Raw genomic sequence first — 26,332 nt, 5'->3', positions numbered from 1 at the left:
CGCGGCACGGACCACACGCGCAGGAAGTCCAGATGTCGGGCCGGTTCACGGCGCGGTGAGCCAGGCGCGCAGCCGCTCCTCGCAGTGGCGCACGGTGGCCGCCGCCACCCGTTCGTCCCGCTTGTGCGCCAGATCGGGGTCACCGGGGCCGTAGTTGACGGCCGGGATGCCCAGGGCGCTGAACCGGGCCACATCGGTCCAGCCGAACTTGGGCCGCGCCCGGCCGCCGACCGCCGCCATGAACGCCCGGGCCGCGGGGTGGCCCAGCCCCGGCAGGGCGCCGGGCGAGGAGTCGTCCACGGTGAACCCGGCCACCCCGCAGTCCGCGAACACCTCGCGGACGTGCCGGGCGGCCCGCTCCTCGTCGAGGTCGGGGGCGTAGCGGTAGTTCACGGTGACGACGCAGGCGTCGGGGATGACGTTGCCCGCGACGCCGCCCTCGATGCGCACCGCGTTCAGGCCCTCCCGGTATTCCAGCCCGTCGATCACCGGGCGGCGCGGCCGGTAGGCGGCCAGCCTGGCCAGCACCGGCGCGGCGGCGTGGATGGCGTTCTCGCCCATCCAGGAGCGGGCGGAGTGGGCGCGGGTGCCGGGCAGGTGCAGCAGCATCCGCAGGGTGCCCTGGCAGCCGCCCTCCACCTCGCCGCTGCTGGGCTCCAGCACCACGGCGAAGTCGCCGGCCAGCCACTCGGACCGCTCGGCGGCGAGCCGGCGCAGCCCGTTCTTCTCCGCCTCCACCTCCTCGTTGTCGTAGAAGACGAAGGTGATGTCGCGGTTCGGTTCGGGGACGGTGGCGGCGATCCGGAGCTGGACGGCCACCCCGGACTTCATGTCGCTGGTGCCGCAGCCCCACAGCATGCCCTGCTCGTCCAGCCGGGAGGGGACGTTGCCGGCGATCGGCACGGTGTCCAGATGCCCGGCCAGCACCACCCGCTCGGCCCGGCCCAGCCGGGTGCGGGCCACCACGCAGTTGCCCAGCCGGTCCACCCGCAGATGCCCCAGCCCGCGCAGCGCCCCGGCCACGGCGTCGGCGAGCGGCTGCTCGGTGCCGCTGACCGAGGGGATGTCCACCAGCTGGGCGGTGAGCGCGGCGGCATCCGCCGTCAGGTCCAGGGCCGGTGCGGGAACGGGTACGGCGGCGGGGGCGGGCGCGGGGGCGAGCGGGGAGGACTCCATGCCCGCGAGGGTACTCCGGGGCCCCGCGCCGTCCCCGCGCACCCGGCGCGGCGGCGCGGGCGGCGGCGCGGGCGGCGCCCACGGGGCTCACCGGCGGTGATGTCCTGGCCCGGCCTCGGAAAACCCATGCCGCACACCGGCTCCCTGACGCCCCTCCCGCTCCATTACGGTAGGCCCGTGCCAGAGCCGACACCCTCTCCGACAGTCCCCCGTGCCGCCCGGACCGGCAGGCCCCGCCGCCCCGGCCGCGGGCCGGCCCGCGCCGCGGCGGTGCTGGTGGCGCTGACCGGTCTGGTGGTCTACGGAGCGGTGCACTGGGAGACCGGGGTGGGCCGCCCGCGGTGCACGGTGGCCGGTGCGGCGGACGGCGGCGAGGGCTATGCGCTCCAGCCCGAACAGGCGGCCAATGCCGCCACCATCGGCGCCGTGGGCAGCTCCCGGGGCCTGTCGGAGCGGGCCGTGACCATAGCGCTGGCCACCGCCATGCAGGAGTCCAGCCTGCGCAACCTGGACTACGGCGACCGGGATTCGGTCGGCCTCTTCCAGCAGCGGCCGTCGATGGGCTGGGGCACGGTGGCGGAGATCATGGACCCGGTCTATGCCGCCTCCCGCTTCTACGAGGAGCTGGAGCTGGTGCCGGACTATCTGGACATGCCGCTGACCGACGCCGCGCAGGCGGTGCAGCGCAGCGCCTATCCCGATGAGTACGCCAAGCACGAGACCCGGGCCGCGCTGCTGGCGGCGGCGCTCACCGGGCGCTCGGCCGCGGCGCTGAGCTGCAGCACCGGCGGGAATCCGGCGGCGCAGGGGGACCCGGCGGAGATCTCGGCGCGGATGATCCGGGAGTTCGGCCCCGCGGTGGCGCCCGTCACGACCGGTGCGGAGGTCACCGTGGTCCCGCCGGCCGGCGACGCGGAGCGGCGGGGCTGGGAGCTGGCGCACTGGGCGGTGGCGCACGCGGCGGAACTGGGCATCGTGCGGATCGCCTTCGCGGACCGGGTGTGGGAGGCGGCGCGCTCGGCCGAGGGGTGGCGGGAGAGCGGCGAGCCGCGCGGTGATCTGCTGCTGTCCGTAGCCGGCTGACGGACGCCCGGGGACGGGGCGCGGACCGGTTCCGCCTGCCCCGGCAGCCGAGAAGGCGTTCGACCACAGGAAGTCCGTGCCCACTTCCGCACATTTCAACGAGCGACATCTGTGCGGAAATTACCTCGTGCGGGTTGCCAATGTGCACACAGACCCGATAATCCGGCCGCATTGCCAATCCTTTACCTTGGCCGCCGCAACCAAGGGCCGGTCTGCCGCGATAGGCACGGCGTCCGGCCGGGATATCCCCGGCCCGACAGCGCACAACTCACGACACATCCGAAGAGCATCCTCTCCGTCAAAGGAGCATCATGTCCCACCCCCTCAAGCGCCGTATGGCCAAGGCCGCGCTCGTGCTCGCCGCGGGAACCGCTCCGGTGGTCGGCGCGGCCGGTGCCGCCAACGCCGTGGCGCTGCCGGAGGCCACCGACCTGAGCGGAGTGACCGACCTCGACGCCACCTCTGCCGCCGAGTCCCTGGACGTCGCCGCCCAGAGCGCCACGCAGATGGTCGGCGCGGCCGGCGGCGAACTGGTCGCCAGCGGCGTTCCGGCCGCGGGCCGGACCGTGGGCTCCACCCTGCGCACCGCCGCCCCCGCGGCCGAGGACGCCTCCGACGATCTGACCGGCACCGCCTCCGGCCTGGTCGGCGAGACCGCGTCGACGCTCAGCGGCACCGAGCTGCCCACCGACACCGTCTCGGGGCTGGCCGGCGGGCTGACCTCCGGAGGCAACACCCCGATGCTCGGCGGCCTGCCGCTCTGATCCCGCTCCTGCCGCAGCGGCCGACCCCGGGGGACCCTCCCGCCCCCGGGGTCCCGTGCGTGTGCCCGCAGGGCGGACGGCGGGCGAGCCGGGAAAGCCGGGGGCGGGCCGGGGGGCAGGGCGTCAGGAGAGTCTGCGGACGGCCTCGGCGACGCGTTCGTCGGTGGCGGTGAACGCGACCCGGACGCAGCGCTCCCCGGCCCGGCCGTAGAACTCCCCCGGGGCGACCAGCACACCGAGCTTGCTCAGATCAGCGACCGTGTCCCAGCACGGCTCGTCCCGGGTGGCCCACAGATACAGCGACGCCTCGCTGTGCTCGATGCGGAAGCCCCGCGCCAGCAGGGCCGCCCGCAGCGCCGACCGCCGGGCCGCGTACCGGGCCCGCTGCTCCGCCACATGGGCGTCGTCGCCCAGCGCCGCCGCCATGGCCTCCTGCACCGGCGCCGGCAGCATCATCCCGCCGTGCCGGCGCAGGGTGAGCAGCTCGCCCAGCACCGCCGCGTCGCCCACCGCGAAGGCCGCCCGGTAGCCCGCCAGATTGGAGCGCTTGGAGAGCGAGTGCACGGCGATCACCCCGTCCGGCTCGCCCCCGCAGACCTCCGGATGCAGCGCCGAGACCGGCTCGGTGCCCTCCCAGCCCAGCTCCAGATAGCACTCGTCGCTGACCACCAGCACGCCGTGCCGGCGCGCCCAGGCCACGGCGGAGCGCAGTTCGGCGATGCCCAGCACCCGGCCGGTCGGGTTGGAGGGGGAGTTGAGCCACAGCAGCCGCAGCCCGGCGGGATCCAGCGCGGCCGGGTCGTCGTACGGCACCGGTTCGCAGCCCGCCAGCCGGGCGCCCACCTCGTAGGTGGGATACGCCAGCCGGGGGAAGGCCACCCGGTCGCCCGCGCCCAGCCCGAGCTGGGTGGGCAGCCAGGCCACGAACTCCTTGGAGCCGATCACCGGCAGCACATGGCCGTGCGTCAGCCCGCGCGCGCCCAGCCGCCGCCCGCTCCACGCCACCATGGCGTCGCGCAGCCCGGCCGTGCCCCGGACCACCGGGTAGCCCGGGCGGTCGGCGGCCCCGGCCAGGGCCCGCCGGATCACCTCCGGCACCGGGTCCACCGGGGTGCCGACCGAGAGATCCACGATGCCGTCCGGATGCGCGGCGGCGGTGGCCTTGTACGGCTCCAGCCGGTCCCAGGGGAAGGCCGGAAGACGGGACAGGGCGGAGCGCGGACGCGCGGGCTGGCTCACGGGGGCTCACTTCATCGGTCTGCGCTGCTGCTGCGCACGGGGCGGTACGGAGGCGGTACGGGTCCGGGCCGGGGCCCGCGGTGCCCGGGCGCGCCGCGGGGGCGCGCCCGGGGACCGCGGACGGCTCAGTCCTGCTCGCCGGGCGGGGCCGCCAGCACCACCGGGTGGTCCCGGTCGATCAGGCCCAGCTTGCTGGCCCCGCCGGGCGAGCCCAGCTCGTCGAAGAACTCGACGTTGGCCTTGTAGTAGTCCTTCCACTCCTCCGGGACGTCGTCCTCGTAGAAGATCGCCTCGACGGGGCAGACCGGCTCGCAGGCGCCGCAGTCCACACACTCGTCCGGGTGGATGTAGAGCGCACGATTGCCCTCGTAGATGCAGTCGACGGGGCACTCCTCGATGCATGCCTTGTCCTTGATGTCGACACAAGGCTCCGCGATGACGTAGGTCACGCTGTCGTTCCTCCTTGGTAGGGCGGCGGACCGGCGGTACCGCCAGCAGAGCGCGCGGGAGCGCGGCGTCGTCGATGCCGGGACCTAGTATCGCGGCTTTGGCAGCGGGGACGAACACGAGGGGCGATCAAGACGGTGGAGTTCACCACAGGCGTACGCCTTCAGATCCGTATTACCGGCGCTGACGTGGGTAAACGCGTATCCGTACGAACCTTGGCCCAGCCTCGGGGGGCGGTCGGGGACGGGCCGCGGTTCACGGACACGGTCGGCGTTCTCACATCGTGGACCCAAGGTGTGCTGAGTATCACCCGGCGCGACGGGGAGACGGTCCGCATCCCGGAGGCCTCGCTGGTGGCGGGCAAGACGGTGCCGGCCGCACCGGCCCGCCGCCGCGGGCAGCCCGCGGCCGGGGTGCGGGAGCTCACCGGAGTGGCCGCGCGCGGCTGGCCCGCCCCGGACAGCGAGCGGATCGGCGGCTGGCTCTGCCGCGCCGCGCACCACTGGACCCGGCGGGCCAACTCCGCCTTCCCGCTCGGCGGCCCGGAGGAACTGGCGGACCCGGCGGCACTGGAGCGCGTTGCCGCCTGGTACGCGGAGCGCGGGCTGCCGGCCCGGCTGCGGGTGGCCACCGGGGCCGCCGACGCGCACGAGCGGCTGGCCGCCCGGCTGGAGCGGGACGGCTGGACCGCGGAGGCGCACACCGCGCTGCTGACGGGCGCCCTGGCGCCGCTGGCCGACCGGGAGCCGGACACCCGGGTGCGGGTGGGCCGGGAGCTGACCGCGCAGTGGCTGCGCGGCTGGCCGCGCACCGCCGGGGAGGCGGCGGACGAGGAGACCGCGGCGGTCGCGCGCCAGGTGCTCACCGGCGGCCCGTCGGTGTGGTTCGCCGTGGTCCCGGGGGCGCCGGAGAGCGGGGACGGCCCGGCCGCGGTGGGGCGCTGCGTGGTGGACGGCCGCTGGGCGGGCTTCGCCGCGATAGCGGTGGCCCCGGGGCGGCGGCGCGAGGGGCTGGCCACGGCCGTGATGGCGGAACTGGCCAGGGCCGCCCTGGCGGAGGGCGCCGGCGCCGCCTGGCTGGAGGTGGAGACCGGCAATCCGGGGGCGCAGGCCCTGTACCGGGGCCTCGGCTTCACCGAACACCACCACTACCACTACCGCCGGGCGCCCGGCGCCGACCGGCCCGGATGACGCGTTCAGGGGGCGGCCGGCGCACGGCAGCCCCCTGAACGGCGGTCATGGTCATGGACCGGGACATGGACAGGGACAGGGACGGACATGGACGGAGGGGCCTCCCCCGCCCGGGCGGTCTACTCGGGGTTGGTCCGGATGACCGCCACCCGCTGCTCCGGGTCGGTCTCGCGCAGCGCCTGCCGCAGCAGTCCGGCGATCTCCTCCGGCGTGGGCGGCGTCTGGCTGCCGTCGCCGCGGGTGATCAGCACCTGGCTGAAGGTGCCGCCGTAGAGCCCGGCCAGCGTCTCGGTGTCGTAGACGTCGACCAGCCGGCCGTCCACCGCTTCCATGCCGATGAACTGGTGGATGGAGTTCTCCGGGCTGAAGTCGATGAACGGGAACCCGCTCTCGGTGGTGACCCGCACCAGGCCCGACATGGCCGGCTCGGCGAACTCCGCCATGGCCGCGTCCACTTCCTCGTCGGTGATCTCCGGCTGCACCTCGGTGGTGGCCAGCTCGACCGGCGCGGTCGATCCGGTCTCGATCCGCTCCCGGAACGCCTGCCGCACGGCCGGCGCGGCCGAGACCGCGTCCACGGTCACCCCGGGGCTGCCGTAGTGGGCGTGGGCACCCTCGCTGTCGAAGGTGATGTGGCCGTTCTCCGGCTCGGCACCGCCGTACTGGGCGGCGATGTCCTCCAGCGCGGCGGTGAGCTTCTCCTCGTCGACCGCGAACACCGGCTCCACCACGCGGCTGGAGTCCAGCAGCGAACCGATCACCGTCACCGGGTTGTAGTCGGCGGCACCGGCGATGCGCACCGTGCTCTCGGTGTCGACGGCGAGCCCGGCCACGCTGGGCCGCAGCTCCACCTCCTGGCCGTCTATCACCAGGATCAGCGGCGCGTCGGCGGCCTCGCCGAGCGCGGCCTCCAGCTTGTTGACCGCCTCCTGGGTGGTGCCGCCGCCGATGTCGTGGCCCAGCACGGTGGTGCCCTCGGGGACATCGTGCTGGCTGAGCAGCAGGCCGGCGCCGTAGGCGAGCACCCCCGCGCCGATCAGGACGGCCAGCGCGACGGTGAGCAGCGACTTGCCCCGGCCCTTGCGGCGCGGCGGCTCGGGCTCGGCGGCCGGCTCCGCGTACTCCTCGTAGCCGCCGTGGCCGTCGTAGTCGTCGTGGCCGTCGTGGCCGCCGCCGTGGTGCCCGGCCTGGGGCGGGGTCCGGTCGTGGGGGACGGCGGGCGGCGGGGTGGGTCCGGGCGGCGGCACGGCCGGGCCGCCCACCGGCCCGAACGGGCTGGGAAGCTGCGGCAGCGCGCCGGTCTCCGGCTGCTGCCGCGGACCGCCGGGAAACGGGCCGGCTCCGGGACCGGGGCCCATGGGATAGGGCTCCTCGGGGGGATGGCCCTGCGGGGGGACACCGGCTGCCGGGCCGGTGTCGTCGCGCAGCGGGGCGCCGAGTTCCATGGTGGTGGCCCCGGGCGGCTCCCCCGGCCCGGCCGCCGCCGGCCGCGGCAGATCGGCGGCGGGCGAGGGGCCGGGCGGCGGCGGCAGCGGCATGCCGCCGGACTGCGGGCCGGCGGTACGGCCGGTGGGCCGGGTCGGCAGCGCGCCGGGCGGACCGCCCGGGCCGCCGCCGTAACTCTCGCCGCCCGGGTGGCCCGGTGTGCCGTACGGCGGGGTGCCCCCGCCCGGCGTTCCGGGCCCGGCGCCGGTGGCCTGGGCGGGCACACCCATGGGCGGGGTGCCGCCGGAACCGCCGCCGACGGGCTTGCGGGGTTCGAACCAGGAGCTGGCCTTCCTGCCGTTCTCACTGCCGTTGCGGCCGTCCGCCGCCGGTTCGGCTCCGGACGGGTGCGGCGCGGGCAGCCCGGGCGGGCCGGCGGGACCGGCCCCGGATTCCGGTGCCGGGGCGGCGTCACCGGCCGGCTCCGCGGACCGCGCTTCCCCGCGGACCGGCTCGCGCACCACCACGGGCGGGATGGGCCGTGAACCGGGGATGCTGATCTTGACCCGCGTGGTCAGTGTGGTCTCTGTCTTCTTCTGGTCCGGCCCCTCGGCGGCATCCGGCCCCCCGGCCGCCCCCGGCGCACCGGGCTCGCCGTACGGCTCCGGCCCCCGCCCGGGGAACGGGCTGTCTGTTTCACGACTCAAGGCAGATCTCCCGATTGGCTTCACCGGCCGGCCCCGGATCGGGCGCCGGGTCGGACGGCGAGCCCACCATACTTCGGCACGCGGCACCCGGAGCCGGGGGCCGCTGGATTAGCAGCACAGTTCGAACGGCTGTCGGACGGTTCCGTGACCGGTCGGGCACATCGGGTACCTCAGGGGGTACCAGGCAGGTACCCGACGCGCTTTCCGGCACGGCCGGCGCGGTCTGCGGGCGCCGACGGCCTGCCCGCCCGGTCCCCTTACTTCCCCCGGCCCGAGGGCGGGGGCGCGGAGAACAACGGCCGGTCGGTCGGGGCCAGCATCGCGCACAGCACCGCCGTCATCATGCCACCGAACAGGAAGAGATAGCTCGCCGCGCCTGCCGCGAAGAGGAAATCGCCTTGCGGGCGCGGCACGTTGAGCACCATCACGGTCACCGCCCAGCCGACGGCCGGCACCCCCGCGCCCGCCTTGGTGCGCATGACCAGCGCGCCGCCCAGAAACAGCGCGGCGGCCCCGGCCAGCGCCAGCAGCACCCCGAGCGGGAACCAGCCGGCCTGGACCAGTGCTCCGGCCGCGGCGACCAGTGCGCCCAGCGCCGCCAGCAGCAGATGGGCCGCCAGCCTTCCGGCCGTCATCCCGCTCATCGGGCGTCTCCTTCGCCGGCTTCGGTCTCCAGGCCGTCGAAGGGATCGTCCGCGCCCTCGGGGACGGGTGTTCCCCAGGCCAGCCGGTAGTACTCGGTGGACCACACCGGCTGAGCCAGCCCGTTGGAGAGCGCGAACAGCGGCTCGGCGCCGGGCTCGCCGGGCTCGGCCAGTTCGATCTGGGTGGCGTGGGCGCGCATGGCGGCGGCCTTGGCCTTGCGGGCCGCGGCGTCACCGGTCACCGCCAGCACCACCAGTTCGTCGTCGGCCACGCCGGGAATGTCGGTGAGGGAGGCCACGCCGCGGAACGGGCCCGGGCCACCGGCGCGCAGCCGGGCGAGCGCCGCCTCGGCCGCGGTGCGCGGCACACAGTTCCACAGCACCCGCTCGATCCGGTGCCCGCGCCCGGCGGCCAGTTCGGCGCCGCGCATCGCCACCCGGTGGGCCTGGATGTGGTCGGGGTGGCCGTAGCCGCCCGCCGGGTCGTAGGTGATGAGCACCCGGGGCCGGACCTCCAGGATCACCTCGGCGAGCTGCCCGGCCGCGGTGCCGGGGTCGGCCTGCCAGAAGGCCCCGGGGCGGCGGTTGGCGGTGACGCCCATCATGCCGGAGTCCCGCCAGCGGCCCGGTCCGCCCAGGAACCGGTGGTCGGTGACGCCGAGTTCGGCCATGGCGGCGGCCAGCTCGCGCTCCCGGTGCGGGCCGAGGGCGTCGTCCCGGTCCGCGGCCAGATGCGCCAGACCGGCCGGGATGATCTCGCCCTCCTCACCCCGGGTGCAGGTCACCAGGGTCACCGGCACCCCGCGCGCCGCACAGGCCGCCATGGTCACGCCGTTGGTGATCGACTCGTCGTCCGGGTGTGCGTGCACCAGCAGCAGGCCACAAGCGCGGGAACTCATGCCCCGAGCTTACGGCCGGCCCCGGGCACCGGCCGTGCGGCCCCGCCGCGGACGCCGCTCCGATGCCGCCCGGATGCCGCCCGGATGCCGCTCAGAAGGTGAATCCGCTGATCATGTCGGCCACGCTGGCGGTGAGATCGTTGATGGTCGGTGCCAGGTTGGAGCTTGCGAGGAAGAAGCCGAGCAGGGCGCACACCGTGGCGTGCGCGGCCTTCAGCCCTGACTTCCTGACCAGCAGGACGACGATGATCGCCAGCAGCAGCACCGCGGAGACGGAGAAGGCCACGGCGGTTTACCTCCATCGGGACACAGGGACGGCAACGATCAAAGTCCGGGGCGGCTGAGCGGGACAGTGCGTCACGGAGCTCTCACTGTCCTACCCACCCGGCGCAACGGATCATAACTACGGGTGAGTCATCACACGTCGGTGCACGGGTGCAGAGTGCAGGCGCACGCCCATATCCGCGGCCGGCCGCTGCCGGATACGTCCTGACCATCCCTTTACGGCCGTTAACACGGGCGCAACCGGCCGGACGCCGCTCCGGAATGCGGGGTTCTCACACTGAGGCCGTACGGCCGTGCGGGTGCCGTGGATCGGGGCGGGATGGTCCCCCAGGCCCTGGGGGCCCGGCAGCAAGCCGGGGTCAGCCGTTCCGCCCCGGTCGCTTCTCAGCCGTGGGCGACATGCTCCTTCTCCTCGGCGAAGTGGCAGGCCGAGTCGTGTGCCACCGGTCCCCGGGCGCCCTGGAAGGCCACCGGGACGGCCAGCGGCGGGTCCACCTCGGCGCAGGTGCGCTGCGCCTTCCAGCAGCGGGTGCGGAAGCGGCAGCCGGAGGGCGGGTCGGCCGGGGAGGGCACATCGCCGCGCAGGATGATCCGCTCCCGGTGCTCCCGGGCCGCCGGATCGGGCACCGGCACGGCGGACAGCAGCGCCTGGGTGTACGGGTGGGTGGGATGGTCGTAGATCTCCTGATGGCTGCCGGTCTCGACGATCCGGCCCAGGTACATCACCGCCACCCGGTCCGAGATGTGACGCACCACCGACAGGTCGTGCGCGATAAATACGTAGGAGAGACCGAACTCGTCCTGGAGGCGTTCCATCAGGTTGATGACCTGGGCCTGGACGGATACGTCGAGTGCGGAGACGGGTTCGTCGCAGATGATGATCTCGGGGTTGAGGGCCAGGCCCCGGGCGATGCCGATGCGCTGCCGCTGCCCGCCGGAGAACTGGTGGGGGTAGCGGTTGATGTGCTCGGGGTTGAGGCCCACCACATCGAGGAGTTCCTGCACCTTGCGGCGGCGCTCGCCCCTGGGGGCGGCCTCGGGGTGGATCTCATAGGGCTCGCCGATGATGTCCCCGACCGTCATCCGGGGGTTGAGCGAGGTGTAGGGGTCCTGGAAGACCATCTGGATATTGCGGCGCACGGCTTTGAGGGCCCGGCCGGACAGGCGGGAAATGTCCTGGCCCTTGTAGCGGATCTGGCCGGAGGTGGGGGTCTCCAGGGACATCAGCAGCCTGGCCACGGTGGACTTGCCGCAGCCGGACTCCCCTACGATGCCCAGGGTCTCCCCCGGGTGGAGGTCGAAGGAGACCCCGTCCACCGCCTTGACCGCGCCGATCTGGCGCTTGAGGAGAATGCCCTGGGTGAGCGGGAAGTGCTTGACCAGGTCGCGGACCTGGAGGATGGGCTCTCGCTGATCAGGCTGCCGGGGCATCGAGCGTTTCCTTCCAGTGGTGGCAGGCGGCGACCCGGCCGGGGGCGACGGGGACGACGGCGGGGGTCTGCGAACGGCACAGGTCGGTGGCGGCGGCGCAGCGAGGGCTGAAGGCGCAGCCGCCGGGGAGGGAGGTCAGGGAGGGCGGCAGGCCCTTGATGGCGTACAGTTCGCCGCCCTTGTGGTCCAGACGCGGTACGGAGTCCAGCAGCCCCTTGGTGTAGGGGTGGGCGGGCCGGCGGTAGAGCTGGTGGACGTCGGCGCGTTCCACGATCCGCCCGGCGTACATCACCGCGATCGTGTCGGCGACATCGGCGACCACGCCCAGGTCGTGGGTGATCAGGATCAGGCCCATCCGGTATTCGCGCTGGAGTTCCGCCAGCAGGTCCATCACCTGGGCCTGCACGGTGACATCCAGCGCCGTGGTGGGCTCGTCGGCGATGATCAGGTCGGGTTCGAGGGCCAGAGCCATCGCGATCATGATCCGCTGCCGCATCCCGCCGCTGAACTGGTGCGGATAGTCGTTGACCCGCTCCCGCGCGCCCGGGATGCGGACCCGGTCCATCAGCTCGATGGCGCGGGCCCTGGCCTGGCGGCGCGACATCCCGCGGTGGACGCGGAACATCTCGGCGAGCTGGTAGCCGACCGACAGCACCGGGTTGAGCGAGGACAGCGCGTCCTGGAAGATCATGGCGATCCTGTCGCCGCGGATCTTCCGGCGCTGCTCCTCGCTCATGGTGAGCAGGTCCTGGCCCCGGTAGAGGATCTGGCCGCCGGTGATGCGGCCGGGGGGCATGTCCAGGATGCCCATGACGGCCTGGGCGGTGACGGACTTGCCGGAGCCGGATTCGCCCAGCACGGCCAGGGTCTGCCCGGCCTCGACGGTGTAGCTGACGCCGTTGACGGCCTTGGCGACACCGTCCCGGGTGTGGAACTCGACCTGGAGGTCGCGGACTTCGAGCAGGGGCACAGTGGTCACGGTGCGGTTCCTCAGCGCAGCTTGGGGTCGAGGGCGTCGCGCACCGCGTCGCCCATCATCATGAAGGCCAGCACGCACAGGCTGAGCATCCCGGCGGGGAAGAACAGCACATGGGGGGCGTTGCGGACCTGGTTGGAGGCGGTGGAGATGTCGATGCCCCAGGAGACGGTCGGGTCCTGGAGGCCGACGCCCAGGTAGGACAGGGTGGCCTCGGCGGAGATGTAGCTGCCCAGCGCGATGGTGGCGACGACCAGCACCGGCGCGACGGCGTTGGGCAGGATGTGGCGCAGCATGATCCGCCAGGTTCCGGCGCCCAGTGCTCTGGCGGCGGTGACATAGTCCGCCTGTTTGGTGGTGAGCACCGAGCCGCGCATCACCCGGGCCATCTGGGTCCAGCCGAGGAAGGCCAGCGCGCCCATCACCACCACCGGGGTGCGGTCGGTGACGGCGTTCAGCACCACCAGGGCGCCCAGCAGGAAGGGCACGCCGAAGAAGATGTCGGTGATCCGGGAGAGCACCGAGTCCAGCCAGCCGCCGAAGTAGCCGGCCAGCAGGCCGGTCAGGCCGCCGACGAGGGTGACCAGGAGGGTGACGCCGAAGCCGACCAGGATGGAGGCGCGGGTGCCGTGCACCACCCGGGCCCAGATGGAGCGGCCCTGGCCGTCGTAGCCGAACCAGTCGGGCCGGAACCAGTGGGTGAGTTCCGGCCGGCCGAGGTAGTGGTTGGCCGGGTCGCCGTCGCGCGGGTTGACGTCGGTGAAGAGGGAGGGGAAGAGCGCCAGGACGACCAGGAAGAGGATCAGCGCGGCGGAGATCACGAACAGCGGGTTGCGGCGCAGGTCGTGCCAGGCGTCGGCCCACAGGCTGCGGCCCTTGGCGGGCGCGGGCAGCGGTGCGCCCACCTTGACCGGGGCGGTGCCGGTGGCCTTCTCGATGCTCGTCGTGTCAGGCATAGCGGATCCTCGGGTCCAGAACGGCGTAGAGCAGGTCCACCAGCAGGTTGGCGGCCAGATAGATGAGGACGAGGACGGTGACGGTGCCGACGACCACGGCGCTCTCCCGCCGCACCAGCGCGTCGTAGACCAGGCGGCCGACGCCGTGGACATTGAAGATGCCCTCGGTGACGATGGCGCCGCCCATCAGCGCGCCCAGGTCGGTGCCCAGGAAGGTGACCACCGGGATCATCGAGTTGCGCAGCAGATGCACCCGCACGATGCGGCGGCGCGGCAGGCCCTTGGCCCTCGCCGTGCGCATGAAGTCGGCGCGCAGGTTCTCGGCGACGGTGGTGCGGGTCAGCCGGGCGACATAGGCGAGCGACAGCATGCCGAGCACCACGCCGGGCAGCAGCAACTGGCCGATCTCCTCGGAGTTCTGCACGGTCGGGGTGACCCAGCCCAGTTCGGTGGCGAACACATGCCGCATCACATAGCCGAGCACGAACACCGGCATGGAGATCACCAGCATGGTGAAGATCAGGATGCCGGTGTCCACGTACTTGCCGCGGCGCATGCCGCCGAGCACGCCCAGGGTGATGCCGGCCACGCTGCTGAAGAGGAAGGCGATGACGGCCAGCCGGATGGTCACCGGGAAGGCGCGGCCCATCTCGTCGGCGACCGGGCGGCCGACCGTGGTGGTGCCCAGGTCGCCGGTCAGCAGGCCGCCCATGTAGTCGAGGTACTGCTGCCACAGCGGCTGGTCGAGGCCGAGCTGGGCCCGGATCGCGGCAAGCTGTGCCGGGTCGGGGACCTTGTCGCCCCACAGGGAGCGGACCGGGTCGCCGGGCAGCACATAGATCATGCAGAAGACGAGAAAGGTGGTCCCGATGAAGACCGGGATCATCTGGAGCAGTCGCCGGGCGACATAGCGCCCCATCATGCCTCCGGTGGGGGTGGTTCGGGTGCGTGCGCGGGGTGCGTGCCCGCCGGGCGGCCCTCCGGCACGGGTTCGCCGTGCGCGCAGGGCCGCCCGCGGGCGTCACCGGGGTGCCGGGCTCAGCGGCCGGTCACCGTGATGTCGGTGAGGATGGGGTGGCCGTAGAGGTCGAAGGCCACGTTGTCGACCTTGGTGGAGTGGCCGGACTGGACCTCGTAGTACCAGAGCGGGATGGCCGGGAAGGTCTCGGCCAGGCGCTCCTCGGCGGCGCGGTAGAGGGCCGCGGACTCCTCGACGGTCGGGGCGGCGTCGGCCTCGGCGACCAGCTCGTCGAAGATCTTGTCGGAGAAGCCGCCCTTGTTGCCGGCCGAGGTGGTGCCGTACAGGTCGCGCAGGAAGTTGCCGTTGAACGGGTAGTCCATGCCCCAGCCGGACCGGTACATCGACTTGACCTGCTTGTTGTCCCGGGCGTCCAGGTCCTCCTGGAAGGTGGGCTTGGCGTCGGAGGTGCACTCCACGCCGACCGCCTGGCGGATGGAGTTGCAGACCGCCTCCACCCACTCCTTGTGGCCGCCGTCGGCGTTGTACTGGAGGGAGATCGCGTTGCCGGGGACGCCGCCGCCCAGTTCGATCAGTTCCTCGGCGGTCTCGGGGTCGTAGGTGCAGTAGGGGCCGCAGGCGCCGTCCTCGTAGCCCATGACGCCCTTGGCGACCCAGCCGGTGGCCGGGACGCGGGTGCCCTGGAGCACGGTGGAGGTGATGGTCTCGCGGTCGATCGCCATGGACAGGCCCTGGAGGACCCGGACGTCGATGTCCTTCCACTGGTCGGTGTAGAAGGCGAAGTTGACGGTCTGGATGGCCGCGTAGGGCAGGTTGATGGCCCGCTCGCCCAGGTCCTGCTCGAACTTGGCCAGGTTGTTGGGGGAGACCTGGCGGACGTAGTCGATGTTGTCCGAGAGCAGGTCCTGGTAGGCGGCGTCGGAGTCGGCGTAGTTCAGGAAGACGACGCCCTCGTTCTGCGCGGCGTCCGGGCCCTGGTACTCGTCCCACTTCTCGACGTCGATGAACTTGTTGTGCTCCCAGGAGACGAACCGGTAGGGGCCGTTCCCGACCGGGTTCTCGGCGGCGGCGGCCGGGTCCTCGTAGAAGGACTCGGGGAGCGGGAAGAACGGGTTGTACTCCAGCTTGTAGTTGAAGTACGCCAGCGGCTGGGTCAGCTCGATGGTGAAGGTGTGCTCGTCGACGGCCTTCAGGCCGGACATGGTCTCGGCGGTGGGCTCGCCCTCGGCCGGGTGCACGTCCGCATAGCCCGCGATGTCCGAGAACCAGGAGCTGTTCTGCTGGTTGTTCTCGATGTGGGCGGCCCAGTTCCACGCCTTGACGTAGGAGTCGGCGGTCACCGGGGTGCCGTCGTGGAAGGTCCAGCCGTCCTTGAGGGTGACGGTCCAGGTCCGGGAGTCCTCGGTGGTGATGGACTCGGCGTTCATGTAGATGATCTCGCCGGTGGCCGGGTCGGTCTTGATCAGACCGGTCCACAGGGCGCCGATCACCTCGTGGCCGATGGCCTCCATGGTGTCCGAGGGGATCAGCCCCTTCTGCGGCTCGGCCGACTCGCCGATGACCTTGCCGGTGGCGTCGTAGCCGAGGCCGCTGCCGCCCCCGGAGCCGTCGTCACCGCTGCCGCAGGCGCTCGCGGCCAGTGCCACGACTATCGCACCCGTCACCCACTTGGCGCTGCGCGCACCGCGCATGGCCTGCCTCCTCAATGATTTCGTGCATGCCTTGAGGGGCGCCGCATGCGCAAAGCCTTCACACCCGACCCATCCGGCGCCCAGCGATTACCCGGCCGCACAGATAGCTGTGCGTCACACCGCGGCAGTCGCAACCGGAACAACTATTGGCCATAAGCAGGATTTAGTCAGCCATTTAAGATCACGATACGATGAAGACTATCCGGCAGACCGGCTCGAATAAGCGGCAAAACGGACCATTTCCACGCGAGACACTCACCCTCAAAACGGGCAGTTGTGACGCATGCCATCATCAGCCATCCGCCCCACGGACATATGCGTCCGCTCATCGGACACCCCGGCATCGGCGCACATCGAGACACCCTTGACAGATGCATGATGCATTCTCCCTCAAGGGCCCTCTCAAATGACTACTGAAAGTAGTCATTTGCGGAAACAGCGGCGGCCCGCCCCTGCGCTCGGGGACGGGCCGCAAACGTTTGCCCGGGAAGGCGTCCGGGGCAGGCGTGGTCAGGCGTGCTTGGCGCGCGAGGCGGCGCGCGCCCGCTCACGCTGGTCCAGCACCACCTTGCGGATGCGCACCTCGCCCGGCGTCACCTCCACGCACTCGTCCTCCCGGCAGAACTCCAGGCACTGCTCCAGCGACAGCCTGCGCGGCGGCACCAGGTTCTCCGTGGTCTCGGCCGTGGAGGAACGGACGTTGGTGAGCTTCTTCTCCTTGGTGATGTTGACGTCCATGTCGTCCGAGCGGGAGTTCTCGCCGACCACCATGCCCTCGTAGACCTCGGTGCCCGGCTCCACGAACAGGGTGCCCCGCTCCTGGAGGTTGAGCATCGCGTACGCGGTGGCCTGCCCGGCCCGGTCGGCGACCAGTGAGCCGGTGGAGCGGGTGCGCAGCTCCCCCGCCCAGGGCTCGTAGCTCTCGAAGATGCCGTGCGCGATCCCGGTGCCCCGGGTCTCGGTCAGAAACTCGGTGCGGAAGCCGATCAGGCCCCGGGACGGCACCAGGAACTCCATCCGCACCCAGCCCGAGCCGTGGTTGACCATGGTCTCCATCCGGCCCTTGCGGCCGGCCATCAGCTGGGTGACCGCGCCGAGGTGCTCCTCGGGCACATCGATGGTCATCCGCTCCACCGGCTCGTGCACCCTGCCGTCGATCTCCCGGGTGACCACCCGGGGACGGCCCACGGTCAGTTCGAAGCCCTCCCGGCGCATGGTCTCCACCAGGATGGCCAGGGCCAGCTCGCCGCGGCCCTGCACCTCCCAGGCGTCCGGCCGCTCGGTGGGCAGCACCCGCATCGACACATTGCCGACCAGCTCCCGGTCCAGCCGGTCCTTGACCAGCCGGGCGGTCAGCCTGTGGCCCTTGCCGCCGCGGCCCACCAGCGGGGAGGTGTTGGTGCCGATGGTCATGGAGATGGCCGGCTCGTCCACCTGGATCAGCGGCAGGGCCACCGGGTTGTCGGGGTCGGCCAGGGTCTCGCCGATGGTGATCTCCGGGATGCCGGCCACCGCGCAGATGTCGCCCGGCCCGGCCTCGGCGGCGGGCTTGCGGGTCAGCGCGTCGGTCATCAGCAGTTCGGTGATGCGGACGTTCTGCACCGAGCCGTCGCGCTTGAGCCAGGCCACCGTGCGGCCCTTGCGCAGATGTCCCTGCTGGATGCGGCAGAGCGCGATCCGGCCCAGGAACGGGTCGGCGTCCAGGTTGGTGACATGGGCCTGGAGCGGGGCGTCCGCGTCGTAGACGGGCGGCGGCACCGTCGTCAGCAGGGTGGAGAACAGCGGCTCCAGGGACTCGCTGTCGGCCGGGACGGTGCCGTCGGCCGGCTGGGTGAGCGAGGCGATGCCGTCCCGGGCGCAGGCGTAGACGATCGGGAACTCGATCTGCTCCTCGTCCGCGTCCAGGTCCAGGAAGAGGTCGTAGGTCTCGTCCACCACGGCGGAGATCCGGGCGTCGGAGCGGTCGGTCTTGTTGATGCACAGGATCACCGGCAGCCGGGCCTGGAGCGCCTTGCGCAGCACGAAACGGGTCTGCGGCAGCGGGCCCTCGGAGGCGTCCACCAGCAGCACCACGGCATCCACCATGGACAGGCCGCGCTCCACCTCGCCGCCGAAGTCGGCGTGGCCCGGGGTGTCGATGATGTTGATCACCACCGGGCCGGAGCCGTCCTTGGGGTGGTACTTGATGGCCGTGTTCTTGGCCAGGATGGTGATGCCCTTCTCCCGCTCCAGGTCGTTCGAGTCCATGACCCGGTCGTCCACCTGCTGGTGTGCGGCGAAGGCGCCGGCCTGCTTGAGCATGGCGTCGACCAGGGTGGTCTTGCCGTGGTCGACATGGGCGACGATGGCGACATTGCGGATGTCGTGGCGCGTGGGCACTGGCGGAGCTTCTCCCGGACGTGACGGAACGCTGTCCGCGCCGGGCCCCGCGGCGCGCGACGGCGCGGGCGCGGTGACGGGCGGTGCGGTCCCGGCTGGCGGATGACCTGGTGGCGGCGAGCCCGGCCGGCGTCGTACGCCTCGGGTGGACCGGCCCCGCACCTCATCGTACGGTGCGGGGGCCGGGCGGTGCCGGGCGGCGGCCGGGTCAGCGGCGGTAGCCGATGTCCTGGTAGCGGGGGGTGGCCAGGCCGAAGGCCCCGGCCCCGGCCAGTTCCCGGTCCACCGCCACCAGCTCGGGACGCTGGAACAGCGGGATGGAACCGGCCGCCGCCCACAGCCGCACATCCGCCTTGTTGAGCAGTTCGGCGCGGCGCTCGTCGTCCAGCTCGGTGGCGGCCTGGTACAGCAACTGGTCGATGTGGTCGGTGCCGACCCGGGCGAAGTTCTGCTCGACGAACAGCTCACCGCCGGGGATCGCCTGCGGCTTGGCGTACACCGGGCGGGCATCGGTGGCGGGATAGGCGGAGGCGGGCCAGGAGTACAGGGCCAGATCGAAGTCGCCCTCGATGATGTGGTCCTCGAAGTAGGCGGCGCCGTCCACCTCGATGATCTCGGCCAGCACGCCGAGCGGCGCCAGCATGGCGGCGATGTGCTCGCCCACCTCCCGAAGCTGCTCCGCCTCGTCGCCGGCCGGGAGCACGAACTCCAGGCGGAGCGGCACGCCGTCCTTGGTGCGCACCCCGGAGGCGGCCTGGCGGGACATCTCGTCCGCCTCGTCGGCGGCCCGGGCGGCGCCCGCCTCGGACTGCACGGCGCTGATCCGCAGCCGGGCGGCGGTGTCGTCCTCCCCGGCCCGCTCGGCCTCGGCCGCGGCCTGCCACCCGGCGCCGGCCGCCTGCCGCAGCAGGACCGCGCGCTGCCGGGCGCCCGGCTGCACGGTGTCCAGGCGCGGCAGCACCCGGGCGGCCAGGCCGCCGGCCGGGTCGGCCCCGGTGCGGTCGGCGGCGGCCAGCCGCAGCACCGGGCCGCCGACCAGCGGCCAGCCGTCGGCGAGGGCGGCGGCAGGTGGGCGGGCACCGGCCGCCGCGGTGCCCGTGCCGGGGACGTCACCGGGCTTGGCATCGGCGTCGTCGGCCTCCCCCGCGGGCCCGCCCTCCCCGGTGTCCGTGTCCGCCTCGGCACCGGCGTCCGGCTCCGTGTCCGCCCCGGCGTCCGCCTCGGTGCCGGCGTCCGTGCCGGGGTCGGCGTCCGCCTCGGTGTCCGTGTCCGCCTCGGTGTCTGCCTCGGTGCCGGGGTCCGTATCCGTGTCCGCCTCGGTGCCGGCGTCCGTGCCGGGGTCCTTGCCGGTGCCGCGGCGCCAGCCCGCCTCTTCCAGCAGCGCCGCGGCGGCTGCCACGCCGGTTTCGCCGAGGGCGGAGCTGTTGTCCTGGTAGCCGTCCTGGCCCATCACCCACAGATGGCTGCCCAGTGGCCGCACCGGCAGCCCGGCGGGCTCGTGCACCAGCGCGGCCAGTTCGGCGCGGTCCAGGGCGCGGGCCAGCGCCCAGCGCACCCGCTCGTCCTCCAGCGCCTCGGAGGTGCCGTTCATGGCGAGCTGGGTGTAGGAAGCGCTGAAGGCCCGGTGCACGGTATAGCGGCCCAGGCCCTCGGTCATGGCCCGCTCCCGGGCGGCGAACGCCTCGTCCCGGGCCCGCCAGGCGGCGGCGACGGAATCCGCGTAGTGCTCGGCCGCCCGCTCCGCGTCGGCGGGCTCGCCGTCTCCGTCGAGAACGGCCAGCTCGGCCTCGGCGAGCCGGTGCAGGGCGCCGAGCGCCTCCGCCTGCCCGCCAAAGGCCCCGGCATCCGGGCCCGGCGCCTCCGCGGCGCTCATCCCCGGGTCGCTCCCGGGGTCGGCGGCCTCGGCGCGCCCGGAGCGCACACGCCCCGAGTACACGGCCCCGCCGGAGCCGGCCCGCCCGCCCCCTTCCTCTTCCGTCCCCCGGACGGCCTCCCCACCGGATACGTCCGTGCCCCCGCCCGGGCCACGGGCGGCGTCACCGCCGGAGGCATCGGCGGCGTCACCGCCGGAGGCGTTCGCTTCGATGCGGTCGGCTTCGGCGGGCGAGACCTCGGCGATCTGGACGGCCCCGGCGGCCAGCGCCTCCACCCGCCGGCCGGCCGGTACCGCGGCGAACACCAGCTCCTCCAGCAGGGCCGGATCGCCCCACCACTTCCCGTTCCGTACGAGAGTGACCGTGCCCTTGCGGGCATCCACCGCCTTCACCTGGAAGGGGCCTCCCGACAACGGCAGTTCGTCCTTCGCGCCCTCGTTGAAGGTCTTCGCCTCGCCGGTCACCGACGAGGGATACAGCGGGGTGAAGAGTGAGCGCCAGTCCGCATACGGGCGGGCGAAGGTCACCAGCACCTCGTTCTTCCCCCGCCCGGCCTCCACATTCTCGATCTTGTCGTAGCCGGTGTTGCGCGCCGACCAGTACGCGGCGTCCTGGCCGTTCAGCGCCTTCCACTGGGCGATGAAGTCCTCGGCTCCGATCCTGCTCCCGTCGCTCCACTTCGCCTTGGGATTCAGTGTGAAGACCACCGTCTGCTTCGGCTCCCGCGCGGTGATCTCGGCCGACTCCAGATAGTCCGGATTGAGCTGCGGACGCCCGCGCTCGTCCAGCACGAAGAGCATCGGCAGCACCGCGCCCGCGATCAGGTCGGTGGTGCGGTCGGCCTCGTGCTGGAAGGCGTTGAGCGTGGCCGGTGGCGCGTCGACGGCCCAGGTCACGGTCCCGCCGCTGCGCAGCGCCGCCCGGTCGGCGGTGGCCAGGGAGCGCAGGGGAACGGCTTCACCGTCGTCCCCGCCGCTGCACCCGGCCATCGCCGGGAGCAGCAGCAGCGCGCCGGCCGCCAGCAGAGCCGCGCCCCGTGTGAGCGCGCCGCGCCGCGCCGCGGTGCCGATTGCCGACCATCCAGACATCCGCATTCCCTCCGGCTTCCGCCTCCGGGCCCGGTGCCGCCCGGCTCTCCTCTGATTGACGGCTGATCACACCTATCCAGCAGAGAAGGGGAGGCCGGCGCCCATGCGGCGGCGACACGGCGCGCGGCGGTCCCGATGCCACCCGAACGGCGCCGGACGCCGGCCGGAGCCGCGCCGTCCGGGAAATCCGCGCGGCACTCTTCCCCTGGGATGTGTGCTCGGTCACACTCTTAGGGTTCGGAAATCCGCCGCCACCAGGGCGAGGTGGTCCGTGATGTCCCTGCACGAGGAAATCCGCACCGCGGAGCGCAGTCTGGACGAGCTCAAACGCTGTGCCGTGCGGCTGGAACGCGAGCTGGGCGACCGGCTGGATGTGCGCCGCATACGCAGCGATATCGAGCATCTGCGGCTGAGTCTCTCGATGCTCGCGGGGTCCGCCGGGCCGGAGGAGCGTGCCGGGCCCGGGACACCCGAGATGATCGTGGTGCCCGATACGCCGTACGACCGCCGGCTGTGGACCAGCGACGCGGACGACGAGGGTCTGGGGGTGCGAGACCACCACGCACCATGACCGGCGGCCGGCCCGCCACCGCCGACAGCGCGCGGGGGGGGGCTCTCCCCGGCCGGCGCGCGCCCCAGGAAAGGGCCTGCTGCGCTGTCCGCGCCCCACCCCGCACTTCTCAAGGTCCCGATCCCGCTTCCCCCTTCCCCGGACCCCGGGAGGTCTCCTTGGCCACCGTGCAGAGCCGTTCCCCGGCCGGCGTCACCGGCCCCGGACGGGCCGCCATCGCGGCCCGGCAGCTTCGCACCGACCGCTGGTGGCTGGCCCCGGCCGTGACCGTCGTGGCGCTGGCCGCCTTCGTGGTCTACGCGACCTGGCGGGCCTTCACCAACACGGACTACTACGCGGCGCCCTATGTCTCGCCCTTCTACTCCCCCTGCCTGTCCGAGAACTGCGTGGAGATGCAGGGCGGACCCAACTGGGCGGTGCTCGGCGACTGGTGGGTGCTCTCCCCCGCGCTGATCTTCCTCGCCCTGCCGCTGGGCTTCCGGCTGACCTGCTACTACTACCGCAAGGCGTATTACCGCGCCTTCTGGGCCTCGCCGCCGGCCTGCGCGGTGGCCGAGCCGCACCAGCGGAACACCGGGGAGACGCGGTTCCCGCTGATCGTCAACAACGTCCACCGGTACTTCTTCTACGCGGCGCTGCCCATCGCCGTGATCCTCACCTATGACACCGTGCTCGGCTTCCGCAACGCCGAGTACGAGTGGGGGCACATGGGTCTGGGCACGCTGATCTTCCTGGTGAACATCGTGCTGGTGTGGGGCTACACCCTCTCCTGCCACTCCTGCCGGCACATCATGGGCGGCCGGCTGCGGCACTTCTCCGCCCACCCGGTGCGCTACCGGCTGTGGACCTGGACGAGCCGGCTGAACGGCCGGCACATGGAGCTGGCCTGGGGCTCGCTGTTCAGCCTGGCGCTGGCCGACCTCTACGTCTATCTGCTGGCCACCGGGGTTTTCGACGACCCCGTCCTGTTCTGACCCCGCGCCCGCCAACCCACCGCCCCGCGCTGTCCCCGTTCCCGTTTCCCGTTCCCGTTTTCCGTTCCCGTTCTCCGAACCGAGCCACCGAGGAGTCGCAGACCCATGAGCACAGTCGAACGCCGGCGCTGGGACGTGGTGATCGTCGGTGCCGGCGGCGCCGGACTGCGCGCCGCCATCGAGGCACGCCGGCAGGGGCGCCGGGTCGCCGTGGTCTGCAAGTCGCTGCTCGGCAAGGCGCACACCGTGATGGCCGAGGGCGGGATCGCCGCCAGCATGGGCAATGCCAACGCCCGGGACAACTGGCGGGTCCACTTCCGCGACACCATGCGCGGCGGCAAGTTCCTCAACCACTGGCGGATGGCCGAACTGCACGCCCGGGAGGCCCCCGAGCGGGTGTGGGAGCTGGAGACCTGGGGCGCCCTGTTCGACCGCACCGCGGACGGCCGGATCTCGCAGCGCAACTTCGGCGGCCACGAGTATCCGCGGCTGGCGCATGTCGGGGACCGCACCGGGCTGGAGATGATCCGCACCCTTCAGCAGAAGCTGGTCGCCCTCCAGCAGCAGGACCACCGGGAGACCGGCGACTTCGAGTCCGGCCTGAAGGTCTACCAGGAGTGCACGGTCACCCGGGTGCTCACCGACGCCTCCGGCCGGGTGGCCGGCGTCTTCGGCTACCAGCGCGAGTCCGGCCGCTTCTTCCTGCTCCGGGCCCCGGCGGTGGTGCTGGCCACCGGCGGCATCGGCAAGGCGTTCCGGGTGACCTCCAATTCCTGGGAGTACACCGGGGACGGCCACGCGCTGGCGCTGCTGGCCGGCGCCTCCCTGATCAACATGGAGTTCGTGCAGTTCCATCCCACCGGGATGGTCTGGCCGCCCTCGGTGAAGGGCATCCTGGTCACCGAGTCGGTGCGCGGCGACGGCGGGGTGCTGCTCAACAGCGAGGGCCGGCGGTTCATGTTCGACTACGTCCCGGAGGTCTTCAAGGCGCAGTACGCCCCGGACGAGGCCGAGGCGGACCGCTGGTACACCGATCCGGCCGGGGCCCGCCGCCCGCCCGAGCTGCTGCCCCGCGACGAGGTGGCCCGCGCCATCAACGCCGAGGTCAAGGCGGGCCGCGGCTCGCCGCACGGCGGGGTGTTCCTGGACGTCTCCGCCCGGCTGCCGGCCGAGGAGATCCGGCGGCGGCTGCCCTCCATGCACCACCAGTTCAAGGAGCTGGCGGATGTGGACATCACCGCCGAGCCGATGGAGGTCGGCCCCACCTGCCACTATGTGATGGGCGGGGTGGAGGTGGATCCGGACACCGCCGCCGCGGCCGGCGTGCCGGGGCTGTACGCGGCCGGGGAGGTGGCCGGCGGCATGCACGGCTCCAACCGGCTGGGCGGGAACTCCCTCTCCGATCTGCTGGTCTTCGGCCGGCGCGCCGGGCTGCACGCCGCCGAGTACGCGGCCGGGTTCGCCGCCGGGGAGCCGCCGGAGGTGGCCGAGGAGGCGGTGGCGGCGGCGCGCGCCGAGGCGCTGCGCCCGTTCGGCGCCCCGGAGGAGGCCGCACCACCGGCGGCCGGGGCGGGCGAGAACCCCTACACCCTGCACCAGGAACTCCAGCAGACCATGAACGATCTGGTGGGGATCATCCGCCGGGAGGGCGAGATGTCCCGGGCGCTGGACCGGCTGGGCGAGCTGAACGCGCGCGCCCGGCGCATGGCGGTGGAGGGCCACCGGCAGTACAACCCCGGCTGGCACCTTGCCCTGGACCTGCGCAACATGCTGCTGGTCAGCGAGTGCGTGGCCCGGTCGGCGCTGGAGCGCACCGAGTCCCGCGGCGGCCACACCCGCGACGATCATCCGCGAATGGACCCGGAGTGGCGGCGCGTCCTGCTGCGCTGCGCCCTCGCGGAAGGCGGCGACGGGGTGGCCGGCGCGATCGAGGTGGCGCGGCACGCCATGCCGCCGATGCGCGCCGACCTGGCGGAGCTGTTCGAGAAGGAGGAGCTGGCCAAGTATCTGACCGCCGAGGAGCTGTCGGAGGTGCTGAGCCCGGGCTCCGCCGCAGCCGCCGCGGCGGGCGGGCAGCCGGACCAGGCGGCTCGGGGAACACAAGGAGCGGATGAGTGACCACAGCGGCGAAGGACAGCGGCGGAAGCGGCGACGGCGGACCTCCGGCGGCCGGGTACCAGGTGCGGCTGCGGGTGTGGCGGGGGGACGCCGACGGCGGCGGCCTGGCCGAGTTCACCGTGCAGGCGCACGAGGGCGAGGTGGTGCTGGACGTCATCCACCGGCTCCAGGCGACCCAGGCGCCGGACCTGGCGGTGCGCTGGAACTGCAAGGCCGGCAAGTGCGGCTCGTGCGGCGCGGAGGTCAACGGGCGGCCCCGGCTGCTGTGCATGACCCGGATGTCCGCGCTGCCGCGCGACGAGGTGATCACGGTGACCCCGATGCGCACCTTCCCGGTGATCCGTGACCTGGTGACGGATGTGGGCTTCAACTACGGCAAGGCGCGCGAGGTGCCCGCGTTCGTTCCGCCGGAAGGGCTGGCGCCGGGCGAGTACCGGATGGCGCAGCAGGATGTGGCGCGCTCGCAGGAGTTCCGCAAGTGCATCGAGTGCTTCCTGTGCCAGAACGTGTGCCATGTGATCCGTGATCACGACGACAACAAGCCCGCGTTTGCCGGGCCGCGGTTTCTGATGCGGATCGCGGAGCTCGACATGCACCCGCTGGACGCCGCCGCCGAACAGGACCTGGACCGCCGGGCCGGCGCGCAGGAGGACCACGGTCTGGGCTACTGCAACATCACCAAGTGCTGCACGGAGGTGTGCCCGGAGAACATCCACATCACCGACAACGCGCTGATTCCCATGAAGGAGCGGGTGGCGGACCGCAAGTACGATCCGCTGGTCTGGCTGGGCCGCACCATCCGGCGCCGCCGCGGCTGAGCGGCCGGGTCCGCGGGGGCGGCCTGCGGGGCGGATGGGCCGCCGCCGTTCACGATCAGAGTTCACCCGGCGGTTTCCGGCGGGAAACCCCGGCCGGGCCGGCGGCGGGCATGCTGGAGGCAATCGCCCTCCGCCCGGCCATCACCACGGCACCGCATGGCACCACCACCCGGCACCGCCCGGCACCATCTGGCACTCGGTGTCGCAGAGCTGCTCAACTACGGGATGGCCGTGGCCAGTTCCCGTCTTGTCCCCTGTGCGCTCGGTGAGGTCCTGGCGTAGGGTCTGGCATATGCGCACAGGGGGTGAGGAATGAACAACCGCAACCCGCGGCCGTGGCAGGTGGTCCGCCAGGACCAGAACGGCAACCGCTACCGGATCGGTCACTGCGCCACGCGCGCGGAGGCGCAGCGCCTTATCCGGCGCCTGGAGGCGGCTGCCGGAGCCCGCCCGGCGGGCTGGGGGCGCTATCTGGTGGAGCGCGTCGAACAACGGAACAGCACACTCCGCTGACCCCGTGCACAATCGGGTATATCAGAGTAATCAGGTATAAAACGGACGAAGCCTGATTCTCCGGGATCTTTGCATCCGCCCGATCCGGCCCTCAGGGCCCTGACA

23 protein-coding genes are annotated in these 26,332 nt (G+C 72.8%); 9 read left to right on the top strand and 14 right to left on the bottom strand.

Annotated features, from left to right (window positions below; all coding sequences use genetic code 11):
• Nucleotides 1–45 precede the first annotated feature (45 nt).
• Nucleotides 46–1,176: a succinyl-diaminopimelate desuccinylase gene (gene dapE / locus BM242_RS02325; protein WP_093836885.1), complete on the bottom strand. Its 1,131-nt coding sequence runs from the start codon at nt 1,174–1,176 to the stop codon at nt 46–48.
• A 177-nt stretch (nt 1,177–1,353) separates the two neighbouring features.
• Here dapE and BM242_RS02320 point away from each other — a divergent pair, with 177 nt between their 5' ends.
• A complete protein-coding gene (locus BM242_RS02320; protein ID WP_245833751.1) occupies nt 1,354–2,259 on the top strand; it encodes a VldE C-terminal domain-containing protein in 906 nt (301 codons plus the stop codon).
• A 311-nt stretch (nt 2,260–2,570) separates the two neighbouring features.
• Nucleotides 2,571–3,023 carry a hypothetical protein gene (locus BM242_RS02315; protein ID WP_093836883.1) on the top strand — a complete coding sequence of 151 codons (453 nt, stop codon included), beginning with the start codon at nt 2,571–2,573 and terminating at the stop codon, nt 3,021–3,023.
• A gap of 123 nt (nt 3,024–3,146) precedes the next feature.
• Here the strand turns inward: BM242_RS02315 and dapC are convergent, their stop codons facing one another.
• Together dapC and fdxA are read right to left on the bottom strand one after the other, a co-directional pair.
• Complete coding sequence (gene dapC / locus BM242_RS02310; RefSeq protein WP_093836882.1) at nt 3,147–4,262, bottom strand: succinyldiaminopimelate transaminase; 1,116 nt, start codon at nt 4,260–4,262, stop codon at nt 3,147–3,149.
• A 125-nt stretch (nt 4,263–4,387) separates the two neighbouring features.
• Complete coding sequence (fdxA, locus tag BM242_RS02305; RefSeq protein ID WP_093836881.1) at nt 4,388–4,711, bottom strand: ferredoxin; 324 nt, start codon at nt 4,709–4,711, stop codon at nt 4,388–4,390.
• A 135-nt stretch (nt 4,712–4,846) separates the two neighbouring features.
• Here fdxA and BM242_RS02300 point away from each other — a divergent pair, with 135 nt between their 5' ends.
• Nucleotides 4,847–5,899 carry a GNAT family N-acetyltransferase gene (locus BM242_RS02300; protein ID WP_093836880.1) on the top strand — a complete coding sequence of 351 codons (1,053 nt, stop codon included), beginning with the start codon at nt 4,847–4,849 and terminating at the stop codon, nt 5,897–5,899.
• A 119-nt stretch (nt 5,900–6,018) separates the two neighbouring features.
• Here BM242_RS02300 and BM242_RS02295 read toward each other — a convergent pair whose 3' ends face one another.
• From BM242_RS02295 to BM242_RS02240, 11 genes are all read right to left on the bottom strand, one after another.
• On the bottom strand, nt 6,019–8,031 hold the full coding sequence (locus tag BM242_RS02295; RefSeq protein ID WP_175541215.1) for a hypothetical protein: 2,013 nt from the start codon (nt 8,029–8,031) through the stop codon (nt 6,019–6,021).
• Nucleotides 8,032–8,288: 257 nt separating this feature from the next.
• Entirely contained in the window at nt 8,289–8,675 is a 387-nt protein-coding gene (locus BM242_RS02285) for a DUF6113 family protein (protein WP_093836877.1), read from the bottom strand.
• Nucleotides 8,672–9,574 (bottom strand): N-acetyl-1-D-myo-inositol-2-amino-2-deoxy-alpha-D-glucopyranoside deacetylase, encoded by a 903-nt coding sequence (gene mshB, locus BM242_RS02280; protein ID WP_093836876.1) that lies wholly within the window; start codon nt 9,572–9,574, stop codon nt 8,672–8,674. Before mshB ends, BM242_RS02285 begins: the two co-directional genes overlap by 4 nt.
• Nucleotides 9,575–9,665: 91 nt before the next feature.
• Nucleotides 9,666–9,860, bottom strand: coding sequence for a hypothetical protein (locus tag BM242_RS02275; RefSeq protein ID WP_093836875.1), 195 nt, complete (start codon nt 9,858–9,860; stop codon nt 9,666–9,668).
• A gap of 383 nt (nt 9,861–10,243) precedes the next feature.
• Complete coding sequence (locus tag BM242_RS02270) at nt 10,244–11,290, bottom strand: ABC transporter ATP-binding protein (RefSeq protein ID WP_093836874.1); 1,047 nt, start codon at nt 11,288–11,290, stop codon at nt 10,244–10,246.
• Complete coding sequence (locus BM242_RS02265) at nt 11,274–12,269, bottom strand: ABC transporter ATP-binding protein (RefSeq protein ID WP_245833750.1); 996 nt, start codon at nt 12,267–12,269, stop codon at nt 11,274–11,276. The genes BM242_RS02270 and BM242_RS02265 overlap by 17 nt, the downstream gene beginning before the upstream one ends.
• Before the next feature lie 11 nt (nt 12,270–12,280).
• The gene (locus BM242_RS02260) at nt 12,281–13,222 is read right to left on the bottom strand and encodes an ABC transporter permease (RefSeq protein ID WP_093836873.1); all 942 of its coding nucleotides are present in this window, start codon (nt 13,220–13,222) and stop codon (nt 12,281–12,283) included.
• Nucleotides 13,215–14,141 carry an ABC transporter permease gene (locus BM242_RS02255; RefSeq protein WP_093837292.1) on the bottom strand — a complete coding sequence of 309 codons (927 nt, stop codon included), beginning with the start codon at nt 14,139–14,141 and terminating at the stop codon, nt 13,215–13,217. Before BM242_RS02255 ends, BM242_RS02260 begins: the two co-directional genes overlap by 8 nt.
• A 119-nt stretch (nt 14,142–14,260) precedes the next feature.
• Complete coding sequence (locus BM242_RS02250) at nt 14,261–15,892, bottom strand: peptide ABC transporter substrate-binding protein (protein ID WP_093836872.1); 1,632 nt, start codon at nt 15,890–15,892, stop codon at nt 14,261–14,263.
• Between the two features lie 510 nt (nt 15,893–16,402).
• Nucleotides 16,403–18,271, bottom strand: a complete 1,869-nt coding sequence (gene typA / locus BM242_RS02245) for a translational GTPase TypA (RefSeq protein ID WP_093836871.1) — start codon at nt 18,269–18,271, stop codon at nt 16,403–16,405.
• A 208-nt stretch (nt 18,272–18,479) separates the two neighbouring features.
• Complete coding sequence (locus BM242_RS02240; RefSeq protein ID WP_175541214.1) at nt 18,480–21,233, bottom strand: ABC transporter substrate-binding protein; 2,754 nt, start codon at nt 21,231–21,233, stop codon at nt 18,480–18,482.
• Between the two features lie 274 nt (nt 21,234–21,507).
• On the opposite strand from BM242_RS02240, the gene BM242_RS02235 reads away from it, so the two are divergent.
• From BM242_RS02235 to BM242_RS02215, 6 genes are all read left to right on the top strand, one after another.
• On the top strand, nt 21,508–21,804 hold the full coding sequence (locus BM242_RS02235; RefSeq protein WP_093836869.1) for a hypothetical protein: 297 nt from the start codon (nt 21,508–21,510) through the stop codon (nt 21,802–21,804).
• Nucleotides 21,805–21,962: 158 nt separating this feature from the next.
• Complete coding sequence (locus BM242_RS02230; protein ID WP_093836868.1) at nt 21,963–22,778, top strand: hypothetical protein; 816 nt, start codon at nt 21,963–21,965, stop codon at nt 22,776–22,778.
• Nucleotides 22,779–22,883: 105 nt separating this feature from the next.
• Nucleotides 22,884–24,896 (top strand): fumarate reductase/succinate dehydrogenase flavoprotein subunit, encoded by a 2,013-nt coding sequence (locus BM242_RS02225; protein WP_093836867.1) that lies wholly within the window; start codon nt 22,884–22,886, stop codon nt 24,894–24,896.
• Nucleotides 24,897–24,958: 62 nt separating this feature from the next.
• Nucleotides 24,959–25,714, top strand: a complete 756-nt coding sequence (locus BM242_RS02220) for a succinate dehydrogenase/fumarate reductase iron-sulfur subunit (RefSeq protein WP_175541257.1) — start codon at nt 24,959–24,961, stop codon at nt 25,712–25,714.
• Between the two features lie 156 nt (nt 25,715–25,870).
• Nucleotides 25,871–25,996 carry a hypothetical protein gene (locus BM242_RS30705; RefSeq protein WP_281254654.1) on the top strand — a complete coding sequence of 42 codons (126 nt, stop codon included), beginning with the start codon at nt 25,871–25,873 and terminating at the stop codon, nt 25,994–25,996.
• A 30-nt stretch (nt 25,997–26,026) separates the two neighbouring features.
• Nucleotides 26,027–26,227 carry an SPOR domain-containing protein gene (locus BM242_RS02215; RefSeq protein WP_093836865.1) on the top strand — a complete coding sequence of 67 codons (201 nt, stop codon included), beginning with the start codon at nt 26,027–26,029 and terminating at the stop codon, nt 26,225–26,227.
• Nucleotides 26,228–26,332 lie beyond the last annotated feature (105 nt).

It is taken from the genome of Streptomyces aidingensis, assembly GCF_900112355.1.
In the GTDB taxonomy this organism is placed as follows: Bacteria; Actinomycetota; Actinomycetes; order Streptomycetales; family Streptomycetaceae; genus Streptomyces; species Streptomyces aidingensis.
Note: the sequence above shows the minus strand (reverse complement) of the source record. Positions and strands in the feature narration are given on the sequence as shown.

Coding starts and splice junctions, on each gene's coding strand:
- dapE (WP_093836885.1), bottom strand. CDS start 1,176: ATGGAGTCCTCCCCGCTCGCCCCCGCGCCCGCCCCCGCCGCCGTACCC.
- BM242_RS02315 (WP_093836883.1), top strand. CDS start 2,571: ATGTCCCACCCCCTCAAGCGCCGTATGGCCAAGGCCGCGCTCGTGCTC.
- BM242_RS02285 (WP_093836877.1), bottom strand. CDS start 8,675: ATGAGCGGGATGACGGCCGGAAGGCTGGCGGCCCATCTGCTGCTGGCG.
- mshB (WP_093836876.1), bottom strand. CDS start 9,574: ATGAGTTCCCGCGCTTGTGGCCTGCTGCTGGTGCACGCACACCCGGAC.
- BM242_RS02270 (WP_093836874.1), bottom strand. CDS start 11,290: ATGCCCCGGCAGCCTGATCAGCGAGAGCCCATCCTCCAGGTCCGCGAC.
- BM242_RS02260 (WP_093836873.1), bottom strand. CDS start 13,222: ATGCCTGACACGACGAGCATCGAGAAGGCCACCGGCACCGCCCCGGTC.
- BM242_RS02255 (WP_093837292.1), bottom strand. CDS start 14,141: ATGGGGCGCTATGTCGCCCGGCGACTGCTCCAGATGATCCCGGTCTTC.
- BM242_RS02250 (WP_093836872.1), bottom strand. CDS start 15,892: ATGCGCGGTGCGCGCAGCGCCAAGTGGGTGACGGGTGCGATAGTCGTG.
- BM242_RS02240 (WP_175541214.1), bottom strand. CDS start 21,233: ATGTCTGGATGGTCGGCAATCGGCACCGCGGCGCGGCGCGGCGCGCTC.
- BM242_RS02235 (WP_093836869.1), top strand. CDS start 21,508: ATGTCCCTGCACGAGGAAATCCGCACCGCGGAGCGCAGTCTGGACGAG.
- BM242_RS02225 (WP_093836867.1), top strand. CDS start 22,884: ATGAGCACAGTCGAACGCCGGCGCTGGGACGTGGTGATCGTCGGTGCC.
- BM242_RS30705 (WP_281254654.1), top strand. CDS start 25,871: ATGGCACCACCACCCGGCACCGCCCGGCACCATCTGGCACTCGGTGTC.
- BM242_RS02215 (WP_093836865.1), top strand. CDS start 26,027: ATGAACAACCGCAACCCGCGGCCGTGGCAGGTGGTCCGCCAGGACCAG.